Origin of the sequence: Actinoplanes sp. CA-015351, assembly GCF_050955685.1 — a bacterium.
GTDB lineage: Bacteria > Actinomycetota > Actinomycetes > Mycobacteriales > Micromonosporaceae > Actinoplanes.
On sequence record NZ_CP192102.1, the window covers coordinates 6,481,252 to 6,508,229 of the forward strand.

Annotated in this window: 23 protein-coding genes; 5 read left to right on the forward strand and 18 right to left on the reverse strand. The window is 69.3% G+C overall.

The window, feature by feature from the left end; genetic code table 11:
- Nucleotides 1–797 precede the first annotated feature (797 nt).
- From ACQP2E_RS29485 to ACQP2E_RS29510, 6 genes are all read right to left on the reverse strand, one after another.
- Nucleotides 798–1,700: a sigma-70 family RNA polymerase sigma factor gene (locus ACQP2E_RS29485; RefSeq protein ID WP_433826205.1), complete on the reverse strand. Its 903-nt coding sequence runs from the start codon at nucleotides 1,698–1,700 to the stop codon at nucleotides 798–800.
- Between the two features lie 180 nt (nucleotides 1,701–1,880).
- Complete coding sequence (locus ACQP2E_RS29490) at nucleotides 1,881–2,132, reverse strand: hypothetical protein (RefSeq protein ID WP_433826206.1); 252 nt, start codon at nucleotides 2,130–2,132, stop codon at nucleotides 1,881–1,883.
- Between the two features lie 166 nt (nucleotides 2,133–2,298).
- Nucleotides 2,299–4,287 carry a serine/threonine-protein kinase gene (locus tag ACQP2E_RS29495; protein ID WP_433826207.1) on the reverse strand — a complete coding sequence of 663 codons (1,989 nt, stop codon included), beginning with the start codon at nucleotides 4,285–4,287 and terminating at the stop codon, nucleotides 2,299–2,301.
- 531 nt (nucleotides 4,288–4,818) lie between these two features.
- Nucleotides 4,819–7,614, reverse strand: a complete 2,796-nt coding sequence (gene cphA, locus ACQP2E_RS29500; RefSeq protein ID WP_433826208.1) for a cyanophycin synthetase — start codon at nucleotides 7,612–7,614, stop codon at nucleotides 4,819–4,821.
- 257 nt (nucleotides 7,615–7,871) lie between these two features.
- Complete coding sequence (locus ACQP2E_RS29505) at nucleotides 7,872–9,446, reverse strand: MFS transporter (protein ID WP_433826209.1); 1,575 nt, start codon at nucleotides 9,444–9,446, stop codon at nucleotides 7,872–7,874.
- A gap of 28 nt (nucleotides 9,447–9,474) precedes the next feature.
- The gene (locus ACQP2E_RS29510) at nucleotides 9,475–9,960 is read right to left on the reverse strand and encodes a winged helix-turn-helix transcriptional regulator (RefSeq protein WP_433826210.1); all 486 of its coding nucleotides are present in this window, start codon (nucleotides 9,958–9,960) and stop codon (nucleotides 9,475–9,477) included.
- 56 nt (nucleotides 9,961–10,016) lie between these two features.
- Here ACQP2E_RS29510 and ACQP2E_RS29515 point away from each other — a divergent pair, with 56 nt between their 5' ends.
- On the forward strand, nucleotides 10,017–10,535 hold the full coding sequence (locus ACQP2E_RS29515; RefSeq protein ID WP_433826211.1) for a PaaI family thioesterase: 519 nt from the start codon (nucleotides 10,017–10,019) through the stop codon (nucleotides 10,533–10,535).
- Nucleotides 10,536–10,692: 157 nt separating this feature from the next.
- Here the strand turns inward: ACQP2E_RS29515 and hisS are convergent, their stop codons facing one another.
- Together hisS and ACQP2E_RS29525 are read right to left on the reverse strand one after the other, a co-directional pair.
- A complete protein-coding gene (gene hisS, locus ACQP2E_RS29520; RefSeq protein ID WP_433834083.1) occupies nucleotides 10,693–11,964 on the reverse strand; it encodes a histidine--tRNA ligase in 1,272 nt (423 codons plus the stop codon).
- Between the two features lie 59 nt (nucleotides 11,965–12,023).
- Nucleotides 12,024–12,710, reverse strand: coding sequence for an MBL fold metallo-hydrolase (locus tag ACQP2E_RS29525; protein ID WP_433826212.1), 687 nt, complete (start codon nucleotides 12,708–12,710; stop codon nucleotides 12,024–12,026).
- A gap of 147 nt (nucleotides 12,711–12,857) precedes the next feature.
- Here ACQP2E_RS29525 and ACQP2E_RS29530 point away from each other — a divergent pair, with 147 nt between their 5' ends.
- Both ACQP2E_RS29530 and ACQP2E_RS29535 read left to right on the forward strand, forming a co-directional pair.
- The gene (locus ACQP2E_RS29530; RefSeq protein WP_433826213.1) at nucleotides 12,858–13,718 is read left to right on the forward strand and encodes a peptidylprolyl isomerase; all 861 of its coding nucleotides are present in this window, start codon (nucleotides 12,858–12,860) and stop codon (nucleotides 13,716–13,718) included.
- 170 nt (nucleotides 13,719–13,888) lie between these two features.
- Nucleotides 13,889–14,713 carry a peptidylprolyl isomerase gene (locus ACQP2E_RS29535; RefSeq protein WP_111649651.1) on the forward strand — a complete coding sequence of 275 codons (825 nt, stop codon included), beginning with the start codon at nucleotides 13,889–13,891 and terminating at the stop codon, nucleotides 14,711–14,713.
- Nucleotides 14,714–14,760: 47 nt separating this feature from the next.
- On the opposite strand, the gene ACQP2E_RS29540 is transcribed toward ACQP2E_RS29535, so the two are convergent.
- The 8 genes from ACQP2E_RS29540 to ruvC all read right to left on the reverse strand — a co-directional run bounded on the left by ACQP2E_RS29540 (nucleotide 14,761) and on the right by ruvC (nucleotide 23,921).
- The gene (locus ACQP2E_RS29540; protein WP_111649586.1) at nucleotides 14,761–17,181 is read right to left on the reverse strand and encodes a RelA/SpoT family protein; all 2,421 of its coding nucleotides are present in this window, start codon (nucleotides 17,179–17,181) and stop codon (nucleotides 14,761–14,763) included.
- A gap of 160 nt (nucleotides 17,182–17,341) precedes the next feature.
- Nucleotides 17,342–17,893 (reverse strand): adenine phosphoribosyltransferase, encoded by a 552-nt coding sequence (locus tag ACQP2E_RS29545; protein WP_433826214.1) that lies wholly within the window; start codon nucleotides 17,891–17,893, stop codon nucleotides 17,342–17,344.
- A 78-nt stretch (nucleotides 17,894–17,971) separates the two neighbouring features.
- Nucleotides 17,972–19,147 carry a protein translocase subunit SecF gene (gene secF, locus ACQP2E_RS29550; protein WP_433826215.1) on the reverse strand — a complete coding sequence of 392 codons (1,176 nt, stop codon included), beginning with the start codon at nucleotides 19,145–19,147 and terminating at the stop codon, nucleotides 17,972–17,974.
- Between the two features lies 1 nt (nucleotide 19,148).
- Nucleotides 19,149–21,077 carry a protein translocase subunit SecD gene (gene secD / locus ACQP2E_RS29555; protein WP_433834085.1) on the reverse strand — a complete coding sequence of 643 codons (1,929 nt, stop codon included), beginning with the start codon at nucleotides 21,075–21,077 and terminating at the stop codon, nucleotides 19,149–19,151.
- 153 nt (nucleotides 21,078–21,230) lie between these two features.
- The gene (gene yajC / locus ACQP2E_RS29560; protein WP_433826216.1) at nucleotides 21,231–21,608 is read right to left on the reverse strand and encodes a preprotein translocase subunit YajC; all 378 of its coding nucleotides are present in this window, start codon (nucleotides 21,606–21,608) and stop codon (nucleotides 21,231–21,233) included.
- Between the two features lie 146 nt (nucleotides 21,609–21,754).
- Nucleotides 21,755–22,801: a Holliday junction branch migration DNA helicase RuvB gene (ruvB, locus tag ACQP2E_RS29565; protein ID WP_433826217.1), complete on the reverse strand. Its 1,047-nt coding sequence runs from the start codon at nucleotides 22,799–22,801 to the stop codon at nucleotides 21,755–21,757.
- Nucleotides 22,798–23,397: a Holliday junction branch migration protein RuvA gene (gene ruvA, locus ACQP2E_RS29570; RefSeq protein WP_433826218.1), complete on the reverse strand. Its 600-nt coding sequence runs from the start codon at nucleotides 23,395–23,397 to the stop codon at nucleotides 22,798–22,800. Before ruvA ends, ruvB begins: the two co-directional genes overlap by 4 nt.
- Entirely contained in the window at nucleotides 23,394–23,921 is a 528-nt protein-coding gene (gene ruvC / locus ACQP2E_RS29575) for a crossover junction endodeoxyribonuclease RuvC (RefSeq protein WP_433834087.1), read from the reverse strand. The genes ruvA and ruvC overlap by 4 nt, the downstream gene beginning before the upstream one ends.
- 99 nt (nucleotides 23,922–24,020) lie before the next feature.
- Between ruvC and ACQP2E_RS29580 the strand changes: the two genes are divergently transcribed.
- Entirely contained in the window at nucleotides 24,021–24,551 is a 531-nt protein-coding gene (locus ACQP2E_RS29580) for a hypothetical protein (protein ID WP_433826219.1), read from the forward strand.
- Here ACQP2E_RS29580 and ACQP2E_RS29585 read toward each other — a convergent pair whose 3' ends face one another.
- Both ACQP2E_RS29585 and pdxT read right to left on the reverse strand, forming a co-directional pair.
- Nucleotides 24,552–25,307 (reverse strand): YebC/PmpR family DNA-binding transcriptional regulator, encoded by a 756-nt coding sequence (locus tag ACQP2E_RS29585; protein ID WP_433826220.1) that lies wholly within the window; start codon nucleotides 25,305–25,307, stop codon nucleotides 24,552–24,554.
- 15 nt (nucleotides 25,308–25,322) lie between these two features.
- The gene (gene pdxT / locus ACQP2E_RS29590) at nucleotides 25,323–25,928 is read right to left on the reverse strand and encodes a pyridoxal 5'-phosphate synthase glutaminase subunit PdxT (RefSeq protein ID WP_433826221.1); all 606 of its coding nucleotides are present in this window, start codon (nucleotides 25,926–25,928) and stop codon (nucleotides 25,323–25,325) included.
- Between the two features lie 125 nt (nucleotides 25,929–26,053).
- On the opposite strand from pdxT, the gene pdxS reads away from it, so the two are divergent.
- Nucleotides 26,054–26,950 (forward strand): pyridoxal 5'-phosphate synthase lyase subunit PdxS, encoded by an 897-nt coding sequence (gene pdxS / locus ACQP2E_RS29595; protein WP_111649575.1) that lies wholly within the window; start codon nucleotides 26,054–26,056, stop codon nucleotides 26,948–26,950.
- Nucleotides 26,951–26,978 lie beyond the last annotated feature (28 nt).

Consider the following 26,978-nt stretch of genomic DNA (forward strand, 5'->3'; position numbering starts at 1 on the left):
GCAGCGCGGCGGCTCGCGGGTTGCCGGTGACCGACATTGGTTGCGCTGCGTGTCGTGCTGGCGGGCATCACGGGCTGATCTTGGTAACTGACGGTGCCTGGAGGCACCACCATGCTCCATAGATGCGCGGCCGGCTCGCCTCGCCGTGACAGTAAGTGACACTCCGCGACCGGACGACTCCAAGATCGCGGAATGGCCGGCTTGTGCCACCCGGCCGGCTTGTGCCACCCGGGCGGTTGGTGCCACTCGGGCGGTTGGTGCCACTCGGCCGGTTGGTGCCACTCGGCCGGTTGGTGCCACTCGGCCGGGTGCTGGTGGCGGCTTGCGGGGATGCCGGCCTCTTTAGCCAGCAGGGTCAGTGCTGGCTGGTCGCCGGTCGGTGGGCCGTCGTTCTGATAGGTCATCGCGGCGGATGACCTATCGGAACTACGGCCCGGCCGCTGGGCGAGGCGGTTTGCTGCCCGTCGTGAGCGAAGCCCCGTTGCGTGTGGACATTGGGCGCGGATCGCACCCTAAATCCACACGCTCGGGGCTTCGCCCATGCCGCACCCCAGCTGCTGCGAAGGACGGCGGCTCGGGTGGGGTTGGAGCTTGGCGTTGCACCGGTCGCCGTAGCGCGCGCAGCGGCCTTGGCGGGGCAGCCAGGTCGCGGTGTAGCCACGGGGCTCTGCGCTGACGCGTACCAAAAGCTGAGGCGTACCAAACGCTGACGCGTACCAAAAGCTGACGCGTACGAAAAAGGGAGCGTGAGAAAGGCAGTGGGGGCGACCGAACGCGTCGCCCCCACCGGGATGTGATTAAGCCGCCACGGCTATCGGGACACCGTGGGCGTCGGTCAGGGCGAGCCTCGTGTGCAGGCTGCCTTGTTGGGCGACCTTGGCGAAGTACTCCGTGCGGCGGCGTTGCAGGCAGCCCTTGCGGGTGCGGGGGCCTCCTGCCGCGACGACCAGGAGCTCCGGGGCGAGGGAGCTGTTGAGGCCCTCGCGGAGCAGGCGCAGCGCCTCGGTGCGCAGCTGCGATATTCGTGATTCGGTGACGCCCAGCCTGGCCGCTACCTCGCTCAGCGGCTGTTCCTGCAAGAAGGATTCCTGCACGACCTGGCGAAGCCGTTCGGGCAGCGCCTGGATGGCCTGGTGCAGATAACCGAGCCGTTCCCGCTTCAGCAGCAGATCCTCCGGGCCCTCCGACGTCTCCGGCACCATCTCCTCGGCCGCCCCGGTCGGAAAACCCTGGAGGCTGAGCAGCGACGCCTTCTGCACGTCGTCCTCGACGCTGGCGAGCTCGGAGACGCCGATGCCGAGCACCTCGGCGACCTCGGCGTCGCTGGGTGTGCGGCCAAGCGCTGCGGTGAGCTCCTGACGGGCGGTGGCCGCTCGCCGAGCTCTGGCCCGCACCGATCGGCTGGCCCAGTCCTGTCCGCGGAGTTCGTCCAGCAGCGCGCCGCGTATCCGGACAGCGGCGAAGCGATGGAACGGGATGCCCCGCGTCACGTCGAAGGAGCGGGCGGCTCCTAGGAGCGCCGCGAACCCGGCGGAGGAGAGATCATCTGCGTGGACATGGCCGGGTACTCGGTTGAGCAGTTCCCGGACCAGATGGCCAACCATCGGCATGTTCTCGCGGATCAAGTCCTCGATGTCGCGCGCGGAGGGCGCGTCGTGGGTGGTTCCGATGGTGGCGGGGACTTCGATCGTGGTGGTCACGTAGTCCTCCTCGCTCGTACGAACCGGCAGGTGAACACCGGCTGACGAGAAGAACTTTGACCATCGCGAGGTGCAGCGGAGGCCGAACTCGGTTGCTTTTATGGAGTTTTTTCATGAAAAACCTCAGGCCTGAAAGGTTTGAGGCAGGACTGAAGCACGAGACGGCTCAGAAAAGCCTGTTCAGCGCAGTACTGAAACCCGCGGCACCAGAACCTCGGTCAGCTCCGAGCGGGCCCACGTCATCCGCTGCACCGCGACGTCCGGATGGTCGCCGAACTCGAGGGCGACGCCGGCCGCGCAGCCGTCACTGCCGTACCGCAGGATCATCGTCGTGATCGCGTCCTCGACGGTCTCCCGGCTCGGACGCTCCGACGGCTGGAGGCACGAGACGAAGAGCGCCTCGGCGGCCAGATCCTTCACTGTGCTGATCATGCCGAACTCCCGATGTCGACCAACTCCGTTATCCCACCCGCGCGGGCCTTGGCCCATCTTCCTCGCGAGTGGCAGGCCGGCCGGCAGCCACGCCGTGCGAAAGTGCCGCAATACGGGCTAATGCCCGCCAGTCGGTATCACCTTCACCGTACCTCCGAGTACCCGATCACTCCGATGTAACGGGTTCCGGGCACTCCCCTGGCACATCCGGATCGCAGTCGTCCTCGACGCCCGTGCCGGGCTCCGGCGGTGGGGAGGCCGACGAGGCGGCCGGCGACGGCGATGACGCGGCCGGCGACGCGGAGTCGCTCGGGAAGTCCGGAAGCGACGGCGGGACCGGCGACGACGGCGTGTCGTCGCTGGGAACCACCACGACCGGTTTCGTCGACGTCGAGGTGCTGGGCAGGGGGTTCACCACCACTGGGTTACCCGAGGTCGACGACGACGGCGCCGCGACCGTGGGGGTGATGTGGACGTTGCCACCCGGGTCGATCGAGATGCCGGCGGACGGCGTGGCCGGGTCACCGAGCCGGGCATCGCCGTTGGAGAGGTGCTCGACCGGGCGGGACGGCTCGCCGGGCTCGGCCGAGACGTAGGCCTCGCACTTCTGCCCGTTGAGCTTGAAGACCATCGGGGCCGCGTTGCTCTCGATGTAGCGCCCGCTGATCTGCACCGTCGTGGTCTTCTGGCCGGCCAGCGGTCCGACCGACTTGACCGTGACCCCGTTGCCGTCCTGGGTCAGCACGGTCTTGCCATTTCCGGAAACGACCTGGTCGCCGGGCATGAGGAACCAGAGGCTCCACTTGTCGACCGCTGCCTCCGCCCGGTTCGCCAGGGTCACCTGGGCCTTGAACCGCTTCTTGTCGTCGGACCAGACGGCGTAGCTGACCACGCAGTTGCCGGAGGCCGGCACGACGCTGGGCAGCGGGGCCGCGGTGCCGCCTGCGGCCTCTTTCGGCCGCTCGCCGAGGCCGGTCCAGCCATAGGCCAGCCCGGTGAGCAGCGCGACCATGCCGGTCAGCACCACCGCACGGCGGATGTGCACCTGCTTGCGGCTGGACGTGGGCTTGTCCGGAGGCGAGCCGCTCACCGGCCCCTGAGCGGCGCTGGGACGCAGCGGCGGCGGGGGCGGAGGGGGCGAATAGGGCGACGGCATGGGCGGCTGCTCGGTGGCGGCCGAGCCCATGATCGGGTCGGTGGGGCCGGCGGCCGCGGCGGCCGGGCCGAAACCCGCGTACGGGTAACCGGACGGCAGGATGAAGGTGTCCTCACCGTCCGCCCAGTGCGCGTCGAACCCGGAGGTCACGAGCGGCGCACCGGCCGAGATGCCGGCGAGCACGTGGGCCACCTCGGCGGTGGGCGGCCGGTCCTCGGGACGCTTCTCCAGGCAGCGGGCGATGAGCGCTTCGACGGCGGGCGGAAGCCCTTCGACGGGCGGCATGGGTTCGGGCTCGGTGTACTGATGGGCGCGCAGCAGGGCCGTGGTGGTGCCCACGTCCCACGGCAGCTGGCCGATCAGCATGCGGTAGATCAGCAGGCCGACGGCGTAGACGTCGGTGGCGGGGCTGACCTGGCCGCCCTCGAGCCGTTCGGGAGCGAGGTATGCCGGGGTGCCGAGCAGGCTGCCGTCCGGGTCGACGTCGTTCTCCCCGATCAGGGCGGAGATGCCGAAGTCGACGACCTTGGCGCCGGCCGGGGTCAGCATGACATTGGCCGGGGTGACGTCGCGGTGCACGATGCCCCGGGCGTGCGCGGAGGCCAGAGCGGCGGCGACCTCGGCACTGAGCCGCACGGCGGTGGGCCACGGCAGCATCCGGACCCGGGCCAGCACGGCGGCCAGGGACTCGCCGTCGACGAGTTCCATCACGACGTACGGCACCGGTTCGCCGTCGACGGTGGTCGCCTCGCCGTAGTCGTACACATTGGTGATGTGTGGATGCGTGAGCCGGGCGGCGGCCTGAGCCTCCGCGCGCAGCCTGCGCCGGAAGGAGGGATCGGCGCTCGTCGAGGGAGGCAGGACCTTGACCGCGACCTGTCGCCCCAGAACTTCGTCGAACCCTCGCCAAACCACAGACATCCCGCCGGCACCGAGACGCTCGACCAGTCGATATCGACCAGCGAGCAGCCCCGAACCGGGCAGGTCCGTCGTGCTCATGTGCCCCCACATGCGCGCTTCGAGATCAACACCGGACCGCACCGCCATGCAGTCTGATGCCGGGCGAGTCAGGCCCACCATCGGACTCTGAGCATCCCCCATCAGCGGCGAGGATGTTAGTCCCTATCGGTCACCAGTTCGACTCGGCGAAGTGCGATCTAGCAGGCACTCGTTACGGTCAGTTCGCCCGTTGATGCCCGTCGTGCGGGGGTGAAAATGGCGCTCCGGTACCGGGTGGCCACGTAGCGCCACGACAACGCTACGGGATTGCCCGCTTCGTCGGAACTTGCGCTTTCAACGAACGGGTGTGTCCACTCACGATTGGTCAGCCAGAGACTACGGAGAGAGATCGACTCTGTCCAAGATCTGTCATCTTGGTCACGCCCGAAAAGCGGTCACGCCCGAAAAGCGGTCACCCCCGAAAAGCCGTCACCCCCGAAAAGCCGTCACCCCCGAAAAGCCGTCACCCCCGAAAAGCCGTCACCCCCGAAAAGCCGTCACCCCCGAAAAGCCGTCACCCCCGAAAAGCCGTCACCCCCGAAAAGCCGTCACCCCCGAAAGAGAAGTGAGGCCCCGCGCCACCCCCGGCTTAAAACTCAGCGCCGGCTTCATCAGCGGCAATCCCGCCACCGCCCCCAGACCCGCCAGGAACTCCCGGGTCGGCGCCCACTTCTCGTAGATCACCAGAACCACCTCACCCGGAGAAGCCAGGGCCAGCGCCTTGGTGATCGCGTCCTGACACCCGTCCGCCCGGACCGCTCGCAGATCGGACCGCCGGGCCCGCATCTCCCGCTCCACCAGACCGGCCACCTCGCCGGGATCACGCCCGCGCAGGTCCGAGTCCTCGTACAGCACCACCCGGGTCAGCCCGTCCGCCAGCACCTGCGCCGACGCGGCCAGCAGATCGTCGCGCCGGTCACCGGGCAGCGTCACGGCGGCCACGCAGCGCCGGGCGCCCCACAGCAGGTGCAGGGTCCGCAGCGTCGCCGCAAGAGCCGCCGGGTTGTGCGCGTAGTCGACGAAGACCGACACGTCGCCGACGCGCAGCAGCGTGCCCCGGCCCGGATTCGCCAGGCTCGGGTCGAACTCGGCGAGCCGGTCGGCAAGCATCTCCGGGCGGGCGCCCAGGGCCCGGGCCGCGGCGATGGCGGCCAGGGTGTTCGCGGCAACGTGCAGGGCGGCCCCTCCGAAGGCGCCGGGCACGTCGGCGAGCCGCAGGAGCGGGGTACGCCGGGCACCGGTCGCCTGCACCAGCCAGCCGTCGTGCAGGACGTACGCCGTCGACCCGCGGGCCAGGTGCTCGGTGACCACCGGGTTCTCCGCGTCGAGGCCGAACCAGACGAGGCGCTTGCGGTCCGCGCGTACCCGGGGGCGGGTGGCGAGACTGCGTACCCACGGGTCGTCGGCGTTGAGGATCAGGGTGCCGCCGTCGCGTACGCGTTCCGCGACGACCGCCTTCACGTGCGCGAGGTCCTCGATCGAGTCGAGGCCGTCCTGCCCGAGATGGTCGGCGGTGATGTTGGTGATCACGCCGACGTCGCTCCAGTCGTACCCGAGTCCGCGCCGCATCAGCCCGCCCCGCGCGGTCTCCAGCACAGCGGCCTCGACCTGCGGGTCGCCGAGCACCATCTGCGCCGATCGCGGCCCGGTCGCGTCGGCCACCAGCACGGTGCGCCCGTCGATCGCCACGCCGTCGGTCGCGGCCGTGCCGACCCGCATCCCGCTGCCGCTGAGCAGGTGTGCGGTGAGCTTGACGACCGAGGTCTTGCCGTTCGTGCCGGTGATCGCGACGGTCGGGATCCGCCCGTCCGACCCGCTGGGGAACATCGACCGCACGATCACGTCGCCCACGTCGCGGGCCCGGCCGCGTACCGGGGACAGGTGCATCCGCAGGCCGGGCGCGGCGTTCACCTCGATCACGCCGGCCGTCACCTCGTCCGGCTCACCGACCGGCGGCAGCGGGGCGCCGATGTCCGGCAGCCTCAGGTCGATCCCGGCGATGTCCAGCCCGATCAGGCCGGCCACCCGCTGGCAGAGCCGGGTCACGTCCGGATGCACCTGGTCGGTGACGTCGCTGCTGGTGCCGCCGGTGGAGAGGTTCGCGGTGTCCCGCAGCCAGACGGTCACGCCCTCGGCCGGCACGCTGCCCGGGGTGTGACCCTGCCGCCAGAGCAGCCGCTCGGTGGTCTCGTCCAGCTCGATCCGGGTCAGCTCACGGGAGTGTCCAACCCCTCGGCGCGGATCCGTGTTGGCCACCGTGACCAGCTCGGTCACCGTGGCGCGGCCGTCACCGACCACGTGCGCCGCGACCCGCTCGGCCGCCGCGACCACTTCGCCGCCGACCACGAGCACCCGGTAGTCGCGCCCGCCGAGCTGCCGTTCCACCACCACGTCGCGGTCCTTGACCGCGGCGAACGCCCGCTCGACCTCGTCCGGCGCGTTCAGGTTGAGGGTCACCCCTTCGCCCTGCCTGCCCCGCCGTGGCTTCAGCACGACCGGCGCGCCCAGCTCGCCGAGGAGCGCCACCGCCTCGGCCGGGGTCCGCGCCTCACCGCCCGGCGCCACCGGGATGCCCGCCTCGATCAGCAGCCGCCGGGTCATGTGCTTGTCACCGGCGACGTCGATGCCGATGCCGCTTGTCGCGTCGGTCATCGCGGCCCATGCGAACCGCCGCCGGTTGCCCCAGCCGAGACGGATCAGGCTGAGGTCGTCGAAACGTTCCACCGGGATGCCCCGGCGACGCGCCGCCGTGATGATCGCCCGCGTGCTCGGACCGGCCGCCTCCCGCTCGGCAAGGGCGGCGAGCTCAGCGAGACGTTGCTCCAGCGTGCCGCCCGCTCCGCTGGGCGTCCCACGACCAAGACCCAGGCGTACGCGCGAAGCACCACCCGGCACGGCCTGACCCCCGTGCACCGCGAGCACCAGGTCGATCGCCGCTTCAAGCAGTTCCCCGGGTACGCGTGACGCAGGCGACTCGTCCACCGGGCACTCGACGATCACGTCGTAGACGCCGGGCTCGCCGGTCGACACGGTCCGGCCGAAACTCACGTCCCGGCCGATCAGCTGGGAGAGTTCGAGGCAGACGTGCTCGGTGACGTGACCGAAGTACGTCCCGTTGCGCAGCCGGCTCACGAACCCGCCGGGCGACCCGGCCGCGCAGTGGTGCTCGGCCAGCTCGGGAAGCGACCGCAGCAGCCGCTCGGTGAACCCGGTGACGTCGGTGGTCTCCAGGCCGGCGAGCTCTTCCAGGCGCAGCCGGGCCACGACGGCGGGACGGGACACGTACACGTTGGGGCCGCGCAGGCGGCGCAGAAATTCGATCTTCATGCGGCTCGTTCCCGTTCTGCGGCGGGCGTGCCGGCGGGCCCGTGGGGTGTGACGATGGCCGGGCGGGCCCGCTGTCGGCCGGCAGTGCGGAAGCGCCTGCCATCGAGGCTAATCGGAACAAAACCGAAACATCCGGCTTATCAGATTTGTCGGGCAGGACCGCACCCCATCTGCCGGGCGGACCCAACCCAGCCTCCATGCGTGTTGACTGTGGGTGCGATTCCAACCTGAAGTCGACACGCAGCGGCCGTTCCTGGTCAGCCGGCGGCCAGCAGGTGGGTGATCGTCGGCGGGCCGGCTGCCAGGGCCGTGGCGTGCTGTTCGGCCTGTTCGTCGGTTTCGGTCAGGCGGCCCTCGTGCTGGCGCAGGTGCTCGTCCCAGGTGGGCACCAGGTAGACCTCGACGAACGTGTCCGGGGCCGCCCCGTCGCGGAACAGGCCCCACTGCGTCGCCCCAGTACGCAGCCGTGACCCGCGCACCCGCTGCATGGCGGCGGTGAAAGCGGCGACGTTCTCCTGCTGGACGCGGTACGCCGCCGAGATCAGGATCGGGCCGTCCTCCAGGCCGGGCTGGTACATCAGGTGCGGCTCCGGCCAGTAGACAGCCGGCGCGTTGTCGTCGTTCTCGTGGGTGTGTACGGGCCATACGCGTACCAGAAGGAGGCCCGCGAGCATCAGGGCCGAGGCCGTGGCAAAGGCGTGGCCGAGGCCGAAGGCCGAGGCGAACTGGCCCCAGAGCAGCGCGCCCGCTGCCTGACCGCCGGCGAAGACCAGCTGATAGATCGCGAGCGCCCGGGCGCGGACCCAGTTGGGCAGGAAGAGTTGCATGGCGGCGTTCATCCGGGAGACCAGCATCATCCAGCCCAGGCCGGCCAGGACCAGCGCGGGAATCACCGCGATCACGTGCGGGACGAACGCGACGACGAGCAGCGCGACGCCGTAGCCGAGGCCGGTCGAGACGATCATCTGGTTGGTGCTGAGCATCCGGCGTGCGCGCGGCATCAGCAGAGCGCCGGCGATCGCGCCGATGCCGAGCGCGGCGAGCAGGATGCCGTATCCCTGGGCGCCCAGGCCGAGCTCCTGCCGGGCCACCACCGGCAGCAGCGCCCAGATCACGCTGCCCGGCAGGACGAACAGCAGCACCCGGCCGAGGATCCGGCGCACCACGGGTGACCAGCGCACGTAGCGTTCGCCGGCGCGCAGCGCGGAACCGAACCGCTCGGCGTGGCCGGTCGGTGGCTGCGGCGGGCGGCGCCACCGCAGCAGGACCAGCGCGAAGATCGCGAAAGAGAGCGCGTTCAGTCCGAACACGACGGCCGAGCCGAACTGCGCCACCAGCAGACCGCCGGCCGCGGGACCGGCCGAGCGCGCCAGGTTCGTGTTGACCGCGCCGAGCGCGGACGCGGCCGGCAGTTGATCGTGCGGCACCACCTCGGGGATCACCGCCTGCCACGACGGCAGCGTGAGCGCCTGACCGACACCGAGAAGAAAAGTGAAGACCAGCAACAGCGGCGGATCGAGGTGGTCCAGCGCCGCGAACGCGGTCAAGGTCACTGCCACCACGAACAACCCCAGCTGTACGCCGAGCAGCAACCGCCTCCGGTCAAGCGCGTCGGCGATCGTCCCGGACGGCAACGCGAACAACAGCACCGGCAGGGTGGTGACGGCCTGCACGAGGCTGGTCCAGGTCACGGCGTCCGGTTCGTGGACGACAAGCCACTGCGCGCCGACGGTCTGCATCCAGGTGCCGGCGTTGCTCGCGAGAACGGCCAGCCAGAGCATCCGGAACACCGGGTTCCGCAGCGGCGTCCACGGTGTTTCTGTCACGGTCACGGTTGGCAAGGTACCCAGCCGGGCCCTCTCAGGTGCGTCGATGTGCTCCAGGTCCCGGCTGGGACAGGACGGCACGGTTGTCGTCGACGTCGTGCCCGCCGGCGCACCGCAACGTGACCTGGAGTTCGGCGCCGCAGCCGCGGTGGGCGTACTGGATCGGGGGGCCTTCCGGGTCGGCCAGGTACCGGTTGCCCCACGCGGCCGCCGCGATCAGCATCGGATAAAGGTCGAGTCCCTTCTCGGTCAGCCGATATTCGTGGCGGACCCGCGCGCCGGGCTCCTGGTACGGCTCGCGCCGCAGCACACCGTGCCTGACCAGCATGGCGAGCCGGTTCGTCAGCACCTGGCGGGGGATGCCGGTGCGGACCCGCATGTCGTCGAAGCGCCGGATGCCGGTGAAGACGTCGCGCAGGACGACGATCGTCCATTTCTCGCCGAGGATCTCCATGGCGCGGGCGAGCGTGCAGTTGTCGACAGACCACTCGAGCGCGGGGGGTGTGACATGTCCGACCATGCCGTCGAGGCTAAGTCTTGTTGACAGACGCAGCAAGCCGGTGCCAGCCTGAATCCATGACGCAGACTCAGGACCCGGCCGCGACCCGGACCCGGACGTTCGACTGGGCCGACCCCGCCGAGCACGCGAGCCAGCTCGGCCGGCGCAGCGGCATGGAGATCCTCCAGGCGATGGCCTCCGGCGAGCTCCCGCCGCCACCCATCATGAGCCTGATCGGCGCGGCCGGCCTGCACGCCTCGGAGGGCAGCGTCGCCATCGAGCTGGATCCGCAGGAGTTCCACTACAACCCGCTCGGCACCGTGCACGGCGGCATCATCTCGACGCTGCTCGACACGGCCGCCGCCTGCTCGGTGCACAGCACCCTGCCGGCCGGCGTGGGCTACACCAGCATGGATCTGAACGTGAAGTTCCTCCGCGCGGTGACAGTGGACTCGGGGCGGCTGGTCTGCACCGGAGTGGTGCTCCAGCGGGGGCGGCGTACCGCACTGGCCGAGGCCCGCCTGGTCGACGGGGCAGGCCGCCTGGTCGCCCACGCCACATCGAGTTGCCTGCTCTTCGAACTCCCCGGCGCATAACGCCCCGGCCGGGAACCCCCTGCCGCGTGTTGACTTCGGGTTCGAATCGCACCCTAAATCAACACGCTTTAGGGGGCGCCGGGGCCGGCGGCGGAGTGCGCCGGGGGGACGGACGGCAGGCGCCCCGGGATTCGGGGCGCCTGCGTCGTGCGTACTTTTAAAGGCCTTTGATCTGGGGTTTGAGGTCTTCGGTGGGTGGGGTCCAGGTGGCGGGGTCGGCTTCGGTCTGTTCGCCGGAGCGGATGTCCTTGACCTGGTGGCCTTCGGCGGTGGGGAACCAGACGAAGGGGATGCCGCGGCGGTCGGCGAACTGGATCTGCTTGCCGAATTTGGCGGCGGTGGGTGCGACCTCGGTGGGGATGCCGCGTTTGCGCAGGCCGGTGGCGATGCGTTCGCAGTTGGCGCGCTCGTCCTCGCTGGGGAGGGCGATCACGACGGCGGTGGGGACCGAGCGGGAGATGGTCAGCGCGTTCTGACCGAAGAGGATGCCGAGCATCCGGGAGACGCCGATCGAGATGCCGACGCCGGGGAAACGGGTGTTGCCGACCGAGGCGAGGGTCTCGTAACGGCCGCCGGAGCAGATCGAGCCGAAGCGCTCGTATCCCTGCAGCTGGGTCTCGTAGACCGTGCCGGTGTAGTAGTCCAGGCCGCGCGCGATCTTGAGCTCGGCGCGGATCAGGCCAGGGGCGTGCTCGTTGGCGGCCTCGACGACCTGTCGCAGTTCGTCAAGGCCCTCGTCGAGCAGCGGGTCGGTGACGCCGAGGGCTCTGACCAGGTCCACGAAGGAGGCGTCAGATGTCGAAATTTCGGCCAATTTCAGGCATGCTTTGGCCTGCGCGTCGGTCGCGCCCGCCGTCTCGATCAGAGCGGCCGCCACCTTTTCCGGGCCGATCTTGTCGAGCTTGTCCACGGTACGCAGGACCTGGGCGGTGTCCTGGAGCCCGAGGCCGCGGTAAAAGCCCTCGCACACCTTGCGGTTGTTGACCTGGATGGTCGCCTGCGGGATCGGCAGCGAGCGGAACGCGTCGCCGATCACCAGCGGCATCTCGGTGTCGAAGTGGAACGGCAGCGTGTCCCGGTTGACCACGTCGATGTCGGCCTGGAGGAACTCGCGGTACCGGCCCTCCTGCGGTCGCTCGCCCCGCCACACCTTCTGGATCTGGTAACGGCGGAACGGGAACTGCAGCTTGCCGTGGTTCTCCGTGACGAACCGGGCGAACGGCACGGTCAGGTCGAAGTGGAGGCCGAGCTGGTCCTCCTTCTTCGGGTCGTCCTCACCCTGGAGGCGGCGCAGGAGGTAGACCTCCTTGGACGTCTCGCCCTTGGACAGCAGGGTCTCGATCGGCTCGACGGCACGCGTCTCGAGCGGGGCGAAACCGTAGAGCTCGAAGGTGGAGCGGATCTTGTCGAGCGTGTACTGCTCGATCATGCGCTGCGACGGCAGCCATTCGGGGAAGCCGGAAATGGGCACTGTGTTTCTCCGTTTTTCTACAGACCTCGGCGCGGCGCAGCGGTCAGCTCCCGCAGGTACGGGTTCGACGCGCGCTCACGGCCGATGGTGGTGGCCGGTCCGTGGCCGGGCAGTACGACGGTCTCGTCGGCCAGCGGCAGGATCTTGTCCCGCAGGCTGGTCATCATCGTCGCCGTGTTGCCGCCCGGCAGGTCGGTACGCCCGATGGATCCCGCGAAGAGGACGTCCCCGGAGAAACAAACTTCCTCGGAATCGTCGCCCGGCAGGCGGAACAGCACCGACCCGCCGGTATGGCCGGGCGCGTGATCGACGGTGATCTCCAGGCCGGCGATGCTCAGCACCGCGCCGTCGGTCAGCTCGGCGACGTCGTCGGGCGCGCTGTATCGCAGGCGGCCACCGAACATCTGGGTCAGATCGGCGCTCAGCCCTTTCGCCGGATCGGCCAGCATCTCCAGGTCGGCGGGGTGCACGTACGCCGTGATGCCGCGCGCACCGCAGACCGGCGCGACGGAGAAGGTGTGGTCGAGGTGCCCGTGCGTGAGCAGCACGGCGGCCGGGTGCAGCCGGTGCTGGGCGAGGGTCTCCTCCAGCTGGTCGAGCACACCGATGCCGGGATCGACGATCAGGCACTGCTCGCCCGGGCCGGCGGCGACCACATAACAGTTGGTGCCGAAGGCCTCGGCCGGAAAGCCGGTGACGAGCACGGTGACGCCTCTCCCTCAAATCGGGGGTAAATCGTAACGAGCCTAGCCGGGCGGCCGCACACCACTTTCTCAGGAGGTACCCGTACACTCTTGCGGGCGTGTGGCGTGCCGCACCCCTTGACATACACAGGGAAGGGACAGCTTTCGGTGGCTCCCAGCAAGGACCGGCAGCGCAAGCTCGCGCGGGCGAAATTCGATCGGCAACAGGCCCGCCGAGCTGTCAGCGAGCGTCGTCGCCGCCGCATCACGGCGGGCGTCGGCACCGGCCTCGCCCTGCTGCTGATCATCGCGGGTGTCGCGTGGGCGGGCGGCGCCTTCGACAGCGACGACACCACCGACACCGAGGCCGGCGACATCTGCCTGTGGACGCCGCAGAACGCGGCGAGCAACACCGACCTGAAAGAGGTCGGCACTCCCCCGACGAAAGATCTGCCGGAGTCCGGCACCGAGACCATGACGATCGCCACCGACAAGGGCGACCCGATCGTGGTCAGCATGGACGTGGAGAACGCGACCTGCGCCGCGGCCAGCTTCTCGTTCCTGGCCGGCAAGAAGTTCTTCGACAACACCACGTGCCACGCGATCACCGCTGACGGCGCGGTGCAGTGCGGTGACCCGAGCGGCACCGGCAACGGCGGGCCGACGTACAGCTTCTACGACGAGAACCTGCCGGACGGTGCTCCGGAGCCCGAGCCCAGTGCGAGCGCCGCTCCGGCCGCCGAGGTGACCTACCCCAAGGGCACCGTCGCGATGGTCGGCAACCCGCCGGGCAGCAACGGCAGCCAGTTCCTCATGTTCTTCAAGGACTTCACGGCGGCCGATCCGGCGTACTCGATCGTCGGCACCGTCACCGGCGGTCTCGACACGCTGGAGAAGATCGGCAAGATCCCCACGGTCGAGAGTGACGCCGGCGAGAAGGTCACGCCCAAGGAGAAAATCACCGTGCAGACCCTGACCGTCGGCGCGGCCGACGCCGCCGCCCCTTCGGCCAGCGCGGACCAGTCATGAGCGCGCCCGACAAGAGCGAGACTGCTGACAGCGCCGCCGCCGAGAGCTTCACAGCCAACAGCGCTACAGATGTGAGCGCACAGGACGAGAGCGAGCCGGACGTGAGTGCGCAGGACAAGAGCGCGACAGACGTGAGTTCGCCGGATGAGACCAGCAGTGGAGGGAACGACGTGTCGTCGATCAAGGACCGGCAGCGCGCGGCGGCGCGAGCCCGGCTCGAGAAGGAGATGGGCGAGCGGGCCACGGCCGCGCGCAAGCGCCGCCGTAACCAGGCGATCTTCGGAGCCGCCCTCGCGGTGCTGGTCATCGCCGGCGTGGCCGTCGTCCTGGTGAACCAGCTGAAGGACGACCCGAAAGACACCGCGGCGGCCGCTTCGGCCGGCACCGTCGCCTGCTCCTGGACCCCGGCTGACGAGGCCACCGGCGGCAAGGTCAAGGACGTCGGCCTCCCGCCGACCACCGTGCCGAACGTCGGCACCAGCACGCTGACCTTCGACACCAACCTCGGTGCGATCTCGGCGACGATCGACCTGGCGAAGGCTCCGTGCACCGGCGCCAGCTTCAAGCACCTGGCCGAGAAGAAGTTCCTCGACAACACCAAGTGCCACCGCCTGGTCAACGAGGACACGTTCAAGGTCCTGCAGTGCGGCGACCCGTTCGCCACCGGCAAGGGATACCGCGAGACCGACGGCACCGGCGGCCCCAGCTACACGATGGTCGAGGAAAACCTGCCGACGGACACCACGAACCCGTACCCGGCCGGCTCGATCGCGATGGCGAACACCGGCCAGGCCGGCAGCACCGGCAGCCAGTTCTTCATCGTCTCCGAGGACACCCAGCTCTCGCCGAACTACACGCTGCTCGGCACGATCACCACGGGCCTGGACATCGTGAAGGACGTCGTGAAAGCCGGTGACGACGGCGCGTTCGACGCCTCCGCCGGTGGCGGTCACCCGAAGAAGGAACTCGACATCAAGACGATGACGGTCTCCTGATCCACTAAAAATGGCGGCCCCCTCGGGGGCCGCCATTTTTTTGTGCTTTATGCCCCGGACGTCACCCGGTAGGCATCGAAGACACCGTCCACCTTGCGCACCGCGGCCACCAGGTGGCCCAGGTGCTTGGGGTCGGCCATCTCGAAGGTGAACCGGCTGACCGCCACCCGGTCACGGGTGGTGGTGACCGTCGCGGAGAGGATGTTGACCCGCTCCTCGGACAGCACCCGGGTCACGTCGGCCAGCAGCTTGTGCCGGTCGAGCGCCTCCACCTGGATCGCCACCAGGAACGTGGACGCCGACGTCGGTTTCCAGGTGACCTCGACGACCCGCTCCTCCTGCTCGCGCAGGTCCTGCGAGTTGGCGCAGTCCTCCCGGTGCACGCTCACCCCGCCGGAGCGGGTGACGAAACCGAAGACGGCGTCGCCGGGAACCGGGGTGCAGCAGCGGGCCAGTTTCACCCAGACGTCCGAGACGCCCTTCACCACGACACCCGGGTCCTGTGCGGAGCTCCGGTTACGCGGCGGGCGGGTCGCGACGGCGGTCTCGGCGATGTCCTCGACCGCGCCCTCCTCGCCACCGAAACCGGCGACGAGTTTCTGCACCACCGACTGCGCGGAGGTGGCGTTCTCCCCCACCGCGGCGTAGAGCGAGGCGACGTCGGGCAGGTGCAGGTCGCGGGCGATCGTCGTGAGGTTCTCGCTGGTCAGCATGCGCTGCAGCGGCAGGCCCTGCTTGCGCATGGCCTTGACGATCGCCTCCTTGCCGTCCTCGATCGCCTCCTCGCGGCGCTCCTTGTTGAAGTACTGCCGGATCTTGGTCCGCGCGCGGGGGCTCTTGACGAACCCGAGCCAGTCCTGCGTCGGGCCGGCGGTCGCCGACTTGGAGGTGAAGATCTCGATCACGTCGCCGTTGGAGAGCGTCGACTCGAGCGGGACCAGCTTGCCGTTGACCCGGGCGCCGATGCACTTGTGCCCGACCTCGGTGTGCACCGCGTACGCGAAGTCCACCGGTGTCGAACCCGTCGGCAGCGGGATCACGTCGCCCTTCGGGGTGAAGACGTAGACCTCCTGGCTGGAGAGGTCGAAGCGCAACGCGTCCAGGAACTCGGACGGGTCACTCGCCTCCCGCTGCCAGTCGAGCAGCTGCCGCAGCCACGTCATCTCGTCGATGTGCGCCGGCGGGCCGACGATCGTCGCGCCCTTCTGCTCCTTGTATTTCCAGTGCGCGGCGATGCCGAACTCGGCGGTGCGGTGCATCGCGAACGTGCGGATCTGCATCTCGACCGGCTTGCCGGTCGGGCCGATGACAGTCGTGTGCAACGACTGGTACATGTTGAATTTCGGCATCGCGATGTAGTCCTTGAACCGGCCCGGCACGGGCTGCCAGTTCGCGTGGATGACGCCCAGCGCGGCGTAGCAGTCGCGGACCGTGTCGACCAGGATGCGCACGCCGACCAGGTCGTAGATGTCGTTGAAGTCGCGGCCCCGCACGATCATCTTCTGATAGATCGAGTAGAGGTGCTTGGGCCGGCCGGTGGTCTCGGCCTTGATCTTCGCCGACTTGAGGTCGAGGCTGACCCGGTTGGTCACCTGGCGCAGCAGGGCCTCACGCTGCGGCTGGTGCTCCCCGATCAGGCGGTTGATCTCCTCGAACCGCTTGGGGAAGAGCGTGCCGAACGCGAGGTCCTCGAGCTCCCACTTGATCGTGTTCATGCCGAGGCGGTGGGCCAGCGGCGCGAGGATCTCCAGCGTCTCCTTGGCCTTCTGCTCCTGCTTGGGGCGGGGCAGGAAGGTCAGGGTCCGCATGTTGTGCAGCCGGTCGGCCAGCTTGATGACCAGGACCCGGGGGTCCTTGGCCATCGCGACCACCATCTTGCGGATGGTCTCGGCCTTGGCCGCGTCGCCGAGTTTCACCCGGTCGAGCTTGGTGACGCCGTCGACCAGCAGCGCCACCTCGGCGCCGAAGTCGTCGCGCATCTGCTCGAGGCCGTAATCGGTGTCCTCGATCGTGTCGTGCAGCAGCGCCGCCACCAGCGTCGTGGTGTCCATCCCGAGGTTGGCCAGGATGGTCGCCACGGCGAGCGGATGCGTGATGTAGGGGTCGCCGGACTTGCGGTACTGGCCCGAGTGCCAGCGGGCGGCCACGTCGAACGCCTTCTGCAGCGCGCGGGCGTCCGCCTTGGGGTGGCTGGCCCGATGCGTCGCGATCAGAGGCTCGAGAACCTCGCTGACCTGTGTGCTCTGCCAGGGTGCGTTGAACCGGGCGAGCCGGGCGCGAACCCGCCGGCCGGTTGGCGCGCTGGCGAGCCCGAAGCCGCTGCCCGGAGTGTCCTCCGGAGCGAGTGGCTGAGTGGTCTCCAGATCACCGTCAAGCGTCTCATCGGGCGTGGCTTCGCCTCCGCCGTTCCGCGAGCTGTCGGTCGGCTGCACCGTGCCCTCCGCCGGAGGGGCGACGTCGCTGGACACCGGCCTCCTCACACCTTCGCTGGGAACCGGCTGTGGAAGTCGGTTCATGCCAGGGTTGGTCACCTTGGACCGCCCATCTTACCCGCACCGCCCTGCCGGATGGCCCGGCCGAACCCACGAATACGCGAGGGTGGCCGGGCGAAGAACATCGAAGAGGGATTCAAACGGTCAGCAGCGCGTGTACCGGGCGCGTGCCGAGCCGTTCACGTCCGTCGAGAAAACTCAGCTCCATCAGCACCGAGAAGCCGGACACTATTCCGCCGGCCTGCTCCACCAGGTCGATCGCCGCGCCGGCCGTACCGCCGGTGGCGAGCACGTCGTCGACCACCAGAACCCGCTGCCCGGGCACGAAAGCGTCAGTGTGCACCTCCAGGGTGGCCTCGCCGTATTCGAGCGCGTACGAGGCGGAGAAGGCGGGACGGGGCAGTTTGCCGGCCTTGCGTACCGGGACGACTCCGGCGCCGGTGGCGTACCCGATCGCGGCCGCGATCAGGAAGCCCCGGGCCTCGACCCCGGCGACCACATCGAAAGGGCTCTGATGGGCGATGATGCCGTCCACGGCCTTCTTGAAGGCCGGTCCGTCGCCGAAGAGCGGCATCAGGTCCTTGAAGACGATGCCGGGCTTGGGGAAGTCCAGCACGTCGACGGTGCCCCCGGCGACGACTGCGGCCAGCTCCGGGCCGCTGTCCCCGGTCACGATTTCGGTAGTCACGGTCGGACAGCCTAACGGCCCGCCATCAGCGAGGATGACGGGCCGTTGGGGTTGTTTCAGCTTTTGATCAGCTTTTGATCAACGGCGCTTGCCGGGGCGGTTGCCGGCGCCGCCACCACGGTTGGTGGTGTTGCGCTTGGCGACCGGCCGGGCGCCCGGCCGCGGCGTGGTGCCGGCGAACGCCGGAACCTCGTCGGAGTCGGTCGCGTTCGCCGGGCGGGTCCGCTCGGCACGCGGGGCCACGTCGTCGGACCGGCTCGCGCGTCGGGCCAGGACCCGGGCGTTGTGCGCCTTGATCTTCGGCTCGCGGTCCTTGAGCGCGCTCAGCACCGGGGCGGCGAACACGATCGAGGAGATGACGCCGAAGCCCATGCCGACGAAGAGCACCAGGCCGAGGTCCTTCAGGGTGCCCGCCCCGAACAGGCCGGCGCCGATGAAGAGCAGACCACCGACCGGCAGCAGCGCCACCAGACCGGTGTTCAGCGAACGCATCAGCGTCTGGTTCACCGCGAGGTTGGTGGCCTCGGCGTAGGTGCGGGAGCTGCCGGCCGTGAGGCCACGCGTGTTCTCCTGCACCTTGTCGAAGACCACGACCACGTCGTAGAGCGAGTAACCCATGATCGTCAGGAAGCCGATCACCGTGGACGGCGTCACCTCGAAACCGACGAGCGAGTAGACGCCGGCGGTCAGCACCAGGTCGAGCAGCAGCGACGCCAGCGCGGCGATCGCCATCCGGTACTCGAACCGGATGATCAGGTACGCGCAGACCAGGATGAGGAAGACGACAAGACCGAGGACGGCCTTCTCGGTGACCGCACCACCCCAGGCCGCCGACACCTGGTTGTCGCTGATCTGGTCGGCGGGAACCCCGAGGTCCTCGACCAGGGCGGTCTTGGCCTCCTCGGTCTCAGCGGTGGTCAGAGCCGGGGTACGGACCCGGAAGAACGAGTCCGCGCCGGTGCCGACCTGCTGGGCCGCGGCGATCTGCGCGTCCGGCTCGACGCTGTGCACGGCCTTCGCGACCGCGTCACCGGCCTGCTCCTGGGTGAGCGTCTGGCCGTTGGACGTTGCCGGGACGGTGAACTCGGTGCCACCGGCGAACTCGATGCCGAGCTCGAAGCCACGGATCAGGATGCTGCCGAGCGAGATCACCACGATCGCGATCGCGATCGCGAACCACGTCTTCCGGCGGCCGACAATGTTGATGTTCGCTTCGCCCTGGTAAAGGCGGGTAGCGAGACCGGGACGGGCCATCTCAGGCCTCCTTAACGTCGGTCCGGTTGCGCAGGACGCGGCCGAGGCCACTGACCCGCGGCGACATGAACGCCTTCGTGCTGGCGAGCACCGTCATGATCGGGTGCCGGAAGAGGAACACCACGAGCAGGTCGAGGACGGTCGAGATACCCAGGGCGAACGCGAAGCCCTGCACCGCACCGATCGACACGACGTAGAGGACCACGGCACACATGATCGTGATCGTGTTCGCCGAGATGATCGTCCGGCGGGCACGGTGCCAGGCACGCGGCACCGCGCTCCGCGGCGACCGGCCCTCGTGGATCTCGTCCTTCAATCGTTCGAAGTAGATGACGAACGAGTCCGCCGCGACACCCAGCGACACGATGAAACCGGCGATACCGGCGAGGGTCAGCGTGTAACCCAGGGTACGTCCGAGGAACACCAGCGCGCCGAAGGTCAGCAGAGCGGACAGCCCCAGGCTCAGGAAGATGACCGTGCCGAGCAGGCGGTAGTAGAAGAACGCGTAGATCGCCACCAGGCCCAGGCCGATCGCGGCGGCGAGAAGACCTGCCTCCAGCTGCTGCAGGCCGAGGGTCGCCGAGACGGTCTGCGCCGGGCCGGACTCGAAGGTGACCGGGATGGCGCCGAAGTTCAGCTGGTCGGACAGCTCCTTGGCCGAGGCCGCGGTGAAGTCGCCGGTGATCTGCGACTGGCCGCTCAGCACGCCCTGGATCTGCGGCGCGGAGAGGATCGTCTTGTCGAGCACCACGGCGACCGCGCAGTGGTCGGCCGTGCCGTACAGCGACTGCACCGCGACGAAACACGGGTCGGTGCTTGTCGCGTTGAACGCCGTGCGGGTCAGCTCGGTCCACTTGGTCTGGCCGGTGCTGGTGAAGTCGAGGGAGACGACCCACTGGTTCTGGGTCTGGTCCAGCTGCGGGCTGGCCTCCTTGATGTCGTCACCGACAACCTCGGCCTTGTCCATCATGACCTTGGCGCCGCCCTGGTAACAGGCCACCACCTGGGAGTTGATGTCGTCGATCGAGCCGTTGGGCCGGGCGTCGAGCTGGCCGCAACCGATCGTCGGCACGTTGAACTGCATGGCCGGGGTGAGCGCCGCGACCTCGGGGCCGGTCAGCTGGGCGAACGCCTTGAACGGCAGGCCCGCCTCGGCGTCGGTGCTCAGGTCGACCGGGGCGGTCAGCTTCTCAGCGGCGGCCCAGGCGTCCTTGCCGACCTTCTTCTGGGCGGCGGCGAGCAGTTCCTTCTGGTCCGCGGTCTGCGGTGCGGCCGGAGCCGGCGCCGAGGCGGAAGCCGAGGGTGCCGGAGCGGCGGCGGACGCCGCAGGGGCCGACGGCGTGGCGCTGGCCGCCGGAGCGGCCTCGCCGCCACCCTGGCCACCTGTCGAACCGCCACCCTGGCCGCCGGTCGACGCCGACGGGTTGGAGGTGACTGCCGGGGCTGCGCCCGAGGCGGCCGGCGCGGCCGACGGCGAGGTCGCCGGGGCCGCGGCACCGCTCGCCGAGACGCTCGGGGACGGCGACGCCGGGTTCAGCGCGGCGGCCGACACGTCGATCGTCGTGCCGGTCAGCAGGCGGAACCGCATGTTCGCGGCCTGCGACAGGTCCTTGAGCTGGTCGTCGGCCTCACCGGCGAGCGAGACGACGATGGTGTTGTTGCCCTGGATGACCACCTCGGCCTCCGAGACGCCGAGCGCGTTGACCCGGTTCTCGATGATCTGGCGAGCGGTCTCCATGGCCTCCTGCGTCGGCGGCGCGCCCTGCTGCGAGGCGATGTACGTGGCCTGGGTGCCACCGACCAGGTCGAGACCGAGTTTCGGCTCGAGACGGTCGGTGAAGCTGCCCTTGGCGCCACCGGCGAAGAAGACCAGCAGATACAGGACTACGAAGACCAGACCGAGCACGCCGAGTTGGCGTCCGGGATGCATCTGTCCCTGTGGTGGTCGTGCCACGGCTTATGGTCTCCCTGCGTTTACGGCCGCGCGTGGGGCACGGCGTTCTCAGTAAGGGCCGCTTGAGGGCGGCCTGACGAACCGGCCCGTCGGCTGGTGCCGAAGGGCCGGTCGGTACAACGAGTCTGGTCAGTCCTGCTTGCGCACTTCGGTGACCGGGCTCTCCGGGGTGACCGGGCTTTCCGGCTCGTCCGTGACGGGCTCATCGGTGACCGTACCCGCCTTCGTCAGCACGCGAGCGATCGCGGGACGGGCGAAACGGACCTCGACCCCCGGAGCGACCTCGAGCGTGACGACATCGGCGTCGGCCACGACGACCGTGCCGTGCAGGCCGCCGATGGTGACGATCTCGTCGCCGGCACCGAGGGTGTTCTGCATCTCGAGGGCTTCTTTGCGCCGCTTCTGCTGCGGGCGGATCATCACGAAGTACATGAAGCCGAAGAGCAGGACGAGAATCAGCAGGAACGAGTAGTTTCCGCCGCTCGCTTGTTCAGCTGCCTGGAGCACTGAAAGAGCCTTCCGTAGGCCATCGGCGCGACGGTGGGCGAGCGCCGATGAGAGATGCAAATGCCAGTTGGAACGGCGGCGAGTCTAATAGGTCAACCTTGAGATAACGACTGCGGCACACGTCACGTTCACATCACGAGCAAAACTCACGCGTCCCGGGCGAACAGGTCACCTTGGAACACACCGGACCGACCGTCGGTCGGCGGTGTCTTTCCGAGGTGCGCCCAGCCCGCCTCGGTCGCCACCCGGCCCCGTGGCGTACGCGCCAGCAGACCGGCCCGGACCAGGAACGGCTCGCAGACCTCCTCGACCGTGTCGGACTGCTCGCCCACCGCGACGGCGAGAGTGGACAGGCCGACCGGACCGCCCTTGAACGACTCGATCAGGGCACGCAGCACCGCGCGGTCCAACCGGTCCAGGCCGAGCGCGTCGACGTCGTAGACCTTCAGGGCGGCCTTCGCCACGTCCTCGGTGACTATGCCGTCCGCGCGTACCTCGGCGAAGTCGCGTACCCGGCGCAGCAGGCGGTTCGCGATGCGCGGCGTGCCGCGCGAGCGGCCGGCGATCTCGGCCGCGCCCTCCGCGGTGATCGGCACACCGAGGATCCGGGCCGAGCGGTGCAGCAGCGCGTCCAGATCAGCCGGTGAGTAGAAGTCGAGGTGCGCGACGAAGCCGAAGCGGTCGCGCATCGGCCCGGAGAGCAGTCCGGCCCGGGTGGTCGCGCCGACCAGGGTGAACGGCTCCACGTCCAGCGGGATCGCGGTCGCGCCGGGTCCCTTGCCGACCACCACGTCGACCCGGAAGTCCTCCATGGCGCTGTAGAGCAGCTCCTCGGCCGGTTTCGCGATCCGGTGGATCTCGTCGATGAAGAGCACGTCACCGGGCGCCAGGCCGGTCAGGATCGCGGCCAGATCACCGGATCGCTCGATCACCGGGCCGCTGGTGGTACGGATCCCGGTGCCCAGCTCGGCGGCCACGATGTTCGCCAGGGTGGTCTTGCCGAGGCCGGGCGGGCCGGACAGCAGGATGTGGTCCGGCGGCGTGCCCCGGCCCATCGCGCCCTGCAGCAGCAGTTCGAGCTGGTCGCGCACCCGGTGCTGGGCGATGAAGTCGGAGAGCCGTTTCGGCCGGACGCTGGACTCCGCGTCCAGTTCCTCGTCCTCCGCGAAAGGCGAGACGACGTCGTCGCTCATCGGGTCTTGCCCAGCAGGCGGATCGCCTGGCGCAGCAGGACCGGGACCGGCGGCGTCTCACCGTCGATCGTCTCGGTCAGCGCGGCCACCGCCTGGTCGGCCTGGGACGCGGACCAGCCGAGGGCGAGCACGCCCTGGCGTACCTGCTCCTGCCAGGCGCCGTTGAGCACACCCGCGGACGTGCCGCCGAGCCCCACCGGGCCGATCTTGTCCTTCAGCTCGACGATCATCTTCTCGGCGCCGCGCTTGCCGATGCCGGGCACCGCCGTGAGCACCGCCAGCTCGCCGCCGGCGATGGCCAGCCGCACCGTGTCGGGCTGGTGCACCGCGAGGACCGCCTGGGCGATCCGCGGGCCCACCCCGTTGGCGGTCAGCAGCAGGTCGAACATCTGCCGCTCGTCCTCGTCGGCGAAGCCGTACAGAGTGAGCGAGTCCTCGCGGACGATCAGTGTGGTGGACAGCCGCGCCTCGGTGCCGCTGCGCAGGCCGGCGAGCGTGCCGGGGGTGCAGAAGACCCGCATGCCGACGCCACCGACCTCGACCACGGCACTGTCGTGGCTGATCGCGGCGACCACACCGCGGACACTGGCGATCATCTTCTTCTCCCGCGGGCGGCGACAAGAGCGGCGGCTTCGATTTTCGCGCGGGTGCCCCCGCGCCAGATGTGGCAGATGGCGATGGCGATGGCGTCGGCCGCGTCGGCCGGTTTGGGCGGCGCGTCGAGTTTCAGCAGCCGGGTCACCATGGCGGTGACCTGTTTCTTGTCAGCCGTCCCGGAGCCGGTGACGGCCGCCTTCACCTCGCTCGGGGTGTAGGTCTGCACGGGCAGCCCGGCGCGCGCTCCGGCCAGGATCGCGACGCCGCTGGCCTGCGCGGTGCCCATCACGGTACGCGCGTTGTGCTGGGAGAACACCCGCTCGACAGCCACGCTCTCCGGCTTGTGCTCGGCCACCAGAGCGCTCAGTGAGCGGTCCAGGTTGAGCAGCCGGTCGGCGAGATCCTCGTCCGGTTCGCTGCGGATCACGTGGTACGCGACCAGCTTCCCCAGCCGCCCCGGCACCCCGTCGACGACACCGACGCCGCATCTCGTCAGCCCCGGATCGATGCCGAGCACCCGCACCACGGACCTCCCCCTCGCGTACGTGTGTTCGACACCCTAGTACGCCACCGGGTTGCGCCCGCCGCCGACACGCCTCGACGATGAGGGCTGGGAGGTGCCATGTACCTCATTCCGCCGATGGACGACGAGCCGCCGCCGGAGTACGTCGCTTTCGTCACGCTGCGCGCCCGTGACCTGCGCGCCGAGGCGGTGCGCCTGGTCGGCGGCGATCATGTGGCGGGCGAGCGGGTCTATCTGGACACGCTCACCGAGACGGCCGGGCACTGGAGGCGGCTGCGCTGGTGGGGCAGGCTGACGCGGACCGACGCCGTAGAACCCTTTATCCGGAAATTTCTGGATAAAAGCACTGAACAGTGGCGTGAGGATCAGATCTACGAGATCCGGGTGACCCCGATCCACGCGGTGCGCGAAGCCCCGCGAAACGGCAGCCTCGCACTCCGGAAAGCGGCCGTCATACCCGGAACGGCCAGGGCCTCTCTCGAAGCCCTGGCCGATGCCGAGATCGCCTGGGTGCACGCGTGGCGGCGCAGCCAGTGGCGGCACGTCATGCGCCTGGCCGGCGGCGCGGTGCTGCTGGTCGGCGCCATGATCCAGTACTTCAGCTCGCTGAGCACCGGAGGTTACCGATGATCACTCCTCGTCGAGCACCGCGAGGATCTCGTCGGAGATGTCGGCGTTCGCGAAGATGTTCTGCACGTCGTCGCAGTCCTCGAGCACGTCGATCAGCTTGAGCACCTTGCGAGCCGTGTCCTCGTCCACCGGCACCGTCATGGTCGGCACCAGCGAGGACTCCGCCGAGTCGTAATCGATGCCGGCGCCCTGCAGAGCGGTACGCACCGCGACCAGGTCGGTCGGCTCGCTGACCACCTCGAACGCCTCACCGAGGTCGTTGATCTCCTCGGCGCCCGCGTCGAGCACGGCGAGCATCACGTCGTCCTCGCTCTGTCCGGCCTTCGGGACGATCACCACGCCCTTGCGGTTGAACAGGTACGACACGCTGCCGGCGTCGGCGAACGTGCCGTTGTTGCGGGTCAGCCGGGTGCGAACCTCGGTGGCCGCGCGGTTCCGGTTGTCGGTGAGGCACTCGATCAGCAGGGCCACGCCGTTCGGGCCGTAACCCTCGTACATGATCGTCTGCCAGTCGGCGCCGCCGGCTTCGAGGCCCGAGCCGCGCTTGACCGCGTTCTCGATGTTGTTGTTCGGGACCGAGCTCTTCTTCGCCTTCTGAATGGCGTCGTAGAGCGTCGGGTTACCGGAGGGGTCGCCGCCACCGGTCCGCGCCGCGACCTCGATGTTCTTGATCAATTTCGCGAACATCTTGCCGCGCTTGGCGTCGACGACGGCCTTCTTGTGCTTGGTCGTCGCCCATTTGGAGTGGCCGGACATGCGTAACCTCCGTGTCTACCGTGCGGGTGCGGCCTGGCGGACCATCTCGACGAAGTACCGGTGTACGCGAAGATCGCCGGTGAGCTCCGGGTGGAAAGCCGTGGCAAGCAGGTTGCCCTGCCGAACGGCGACAATCCTACCGGCGGCGGGCCCGTCTGCTACGCGGCCCAGCACCCGCACGTCTTCACCGACCTCCTCGACCCACGGTGCGCGGATGAAGATCGCGTGAAAGTCTCCGCCCTCGACCTCGTCGATGGTGACCGGCGCCTCGAACGAGTCGACCTGCCGGCCGAACGCGTTGCGCCGCACGGTCATGTCGATCCCCTGGAACGACTCCTGGTCGGGCCGGCCGTCCAGAACCGTCCCGGCCAGCATGATCATGCCGGCGCAGGACCCGTAGACCGGCATCCCGTCGGCGATCCGCTTCCGGATCGGGTCGAGCAGGCCGAAGGAGACGGCGAGGTTGCTGATCGCCGTCGACTCGCCGCCCGGGATCACCAGAGCGTCGACGTCGGCCAGCTCCTCGGGGCGGCGGATCGGCCGGGCCAGCACGTCCGACTCGGCCAGCGCGGACAGATGTTCTCGCACGTCGCCCTGCAGGGCCAGCACTCCGATGTTCACCGGCCAACTCTAAGCAGCGGCCCTAATGCAGGCCACCAGCAGGTCGATTGGCTATCGAGACGCCGTTGACCAGTTCGTAGTCTGCCGTTGACACATCCCGTACTTCGCGCTGAGGAGCCGAACCCATGTCTGAGAACCAGCCCGCCATCGGAACCGCCCGCGTCAAGCGCGGCATGGCGGAGATGCTCAAGGGCGGCGTGATCATGGACGTGGTCAACGCCGAGCAGGCGAAGATCGCCGAGGACGCGGGCGCCGTCGCCGTCATGGCGCTGGAGCGGGTCCCGGCCGACATCCGCGCGCAGGGCGGCGTCTCGCGCATGTCCGACCCCGACATGATCGACAGCATCATCAGCACGGTCTCGATCCCGGTGATGGCGAAAGCTCGCATCGGCCATTTCGTCGAGGCGCAGGTCCTGCAGTCGCTCGGCGTCGACTACATCGACGAGTCCGAGGTGCTGACCCCGGCCGACTTCGCGAACCACATCGACAAGTGGCAGTTCACCGCCCCGTTCGTCTGCGGCGCCACCAACCTGGGCGAGGCGCTGCGCCGCATCACCGAGGGCGCCGCGATGATCCGCAGCAAGGGCGAGGCCGGCACCGGCGACGTCTCGAACGCCACCACCCACATGCGCAAGATCCGCGCCGAGATCCGCCGCCTGCAGACCCTCCCCGAGGACGAGCTCTACGTCGCCGCGAAGGAGCTCCAGGCGCCGTACGAACTGGTCAAGGAGGTGGCCGAGGCCGGCAAACTCCCGGTGGTCCTCTTCACCGCCGGCGGCATCGCCACCCCCGCCGACGCCGCCATGATGATGCAGCTCGGCGCCGAGGGCGTCTTCGTCGGCTCCGGCATCTTCAAGTCCGGCAACCCGGCCCAGCGCGCCTCCGCCATCGTCAAGGCCACCACCTTCCACGACGACCCCGACGTGATCGCCAAGGTCTCCCGAGGCCTCGGCGAAGCCATGGTCGGCATCAACGTCGACGACATCCCGGCCCCCCACCGCCTGGCCGAACGCGGCTGGTGACCCCCAAGATCTCCCGACGGCCCTCGCG

Excerpts from the sequence above, each read along its gene's own strand:
- ACQP2E_RS29585 (WP_433826220.1), bottom strand. The coding sequence starts at position 25,307 with ATGTCCGGCCACTCCAAATGGGCGACGACCAAGCACAAGAAGGCCGTC.
- secF (WP_433826215.1), bottom strand. The coding sequence starts at position 19,147 with ATGGCCCGTCCCGGTCTCGCTACCCGCCTTTACCAGGGCGAAGCGAAC.
- ACQP2E_RS29490 (WP_433826206.1), bottom strand. The coding sequence starts at position 2,132 with ATGATCAGCACAGTGAAGGATCTGGCCGCCGAGGCGCTCTTCGTCTCG.
- hisS (WP_433834083.1), bottom strand. The coding sequence starts at position 11,964 with ATGATCGAGCAGTACACGCTCGACAAGATCCGCTCCACCTTCGAGCTC.
- ruvA (WP_433826218.1), bottom strand. The coding sequence starts at position 23,397 with ATGATCGCCAGTGTCCGCGGTGTGGTCGCCGCGATCAGCCACGACAGT.
- ACQP2E_RS29510 (WP_433826210.1), bottom strand. The coding sequence starts at position 9,960 with ATGGTCGGACATGTCACACCCCCCGCGCTCGAGTGGTCTGTCGACAAC.
- ACQP2E_RS29495 (WP_433826207.1), bottom strand. The coding sequence starts at position 4,287 with ATGAGCACGACGGACCTGCCCGGTTCGGGGCTGCTCGCTGGTCGATAT.
- pdxS (WP_111649575.1), top strand. The coding sequence starts at position 26,054 with ATGTCTGAGAACCAGCCCGCCATCGGAACCGCCCGCGTCAAGCGCGGC.
- ruvB (WP_433826217.1), bottom strand. The coding sequence starts at position 22,801 with ATGAGCGACGACGTCGTCTCGCCTTTCGCGGAGGACGAGGAACTGGAC.
- secD (WP_433834085.1), bottom strand. The coding sequence starts at position 21,077 with ATGCATCCCGGACGCCAACTCGGCGTGCTCGGTCTGGTCTTCGTAGTC.
- cphA (WP_433826208.1), bottom strand. The coding sequence starts at position 7,614 with ATGAAGATCGAATTTCTGCGCCGCCTGCGCGGCCCCAACGTGTACGTG.
- ACQP2E_RS29515 (WP_433826211.1), top strand. The coding sequence starts at position 10,017 with ATGACGCAGACTCAGGACCCGGCCGCGACCCGGACCCGGACGTTCGAC.
- ACQP2E_RS29580 (WP_433826219.1), top strand. The coding sequence starts at position 24,021 with ATGTACCTCATTCCGCCGATGGACGACGAGCCGCCGCCGGAGTACGTC.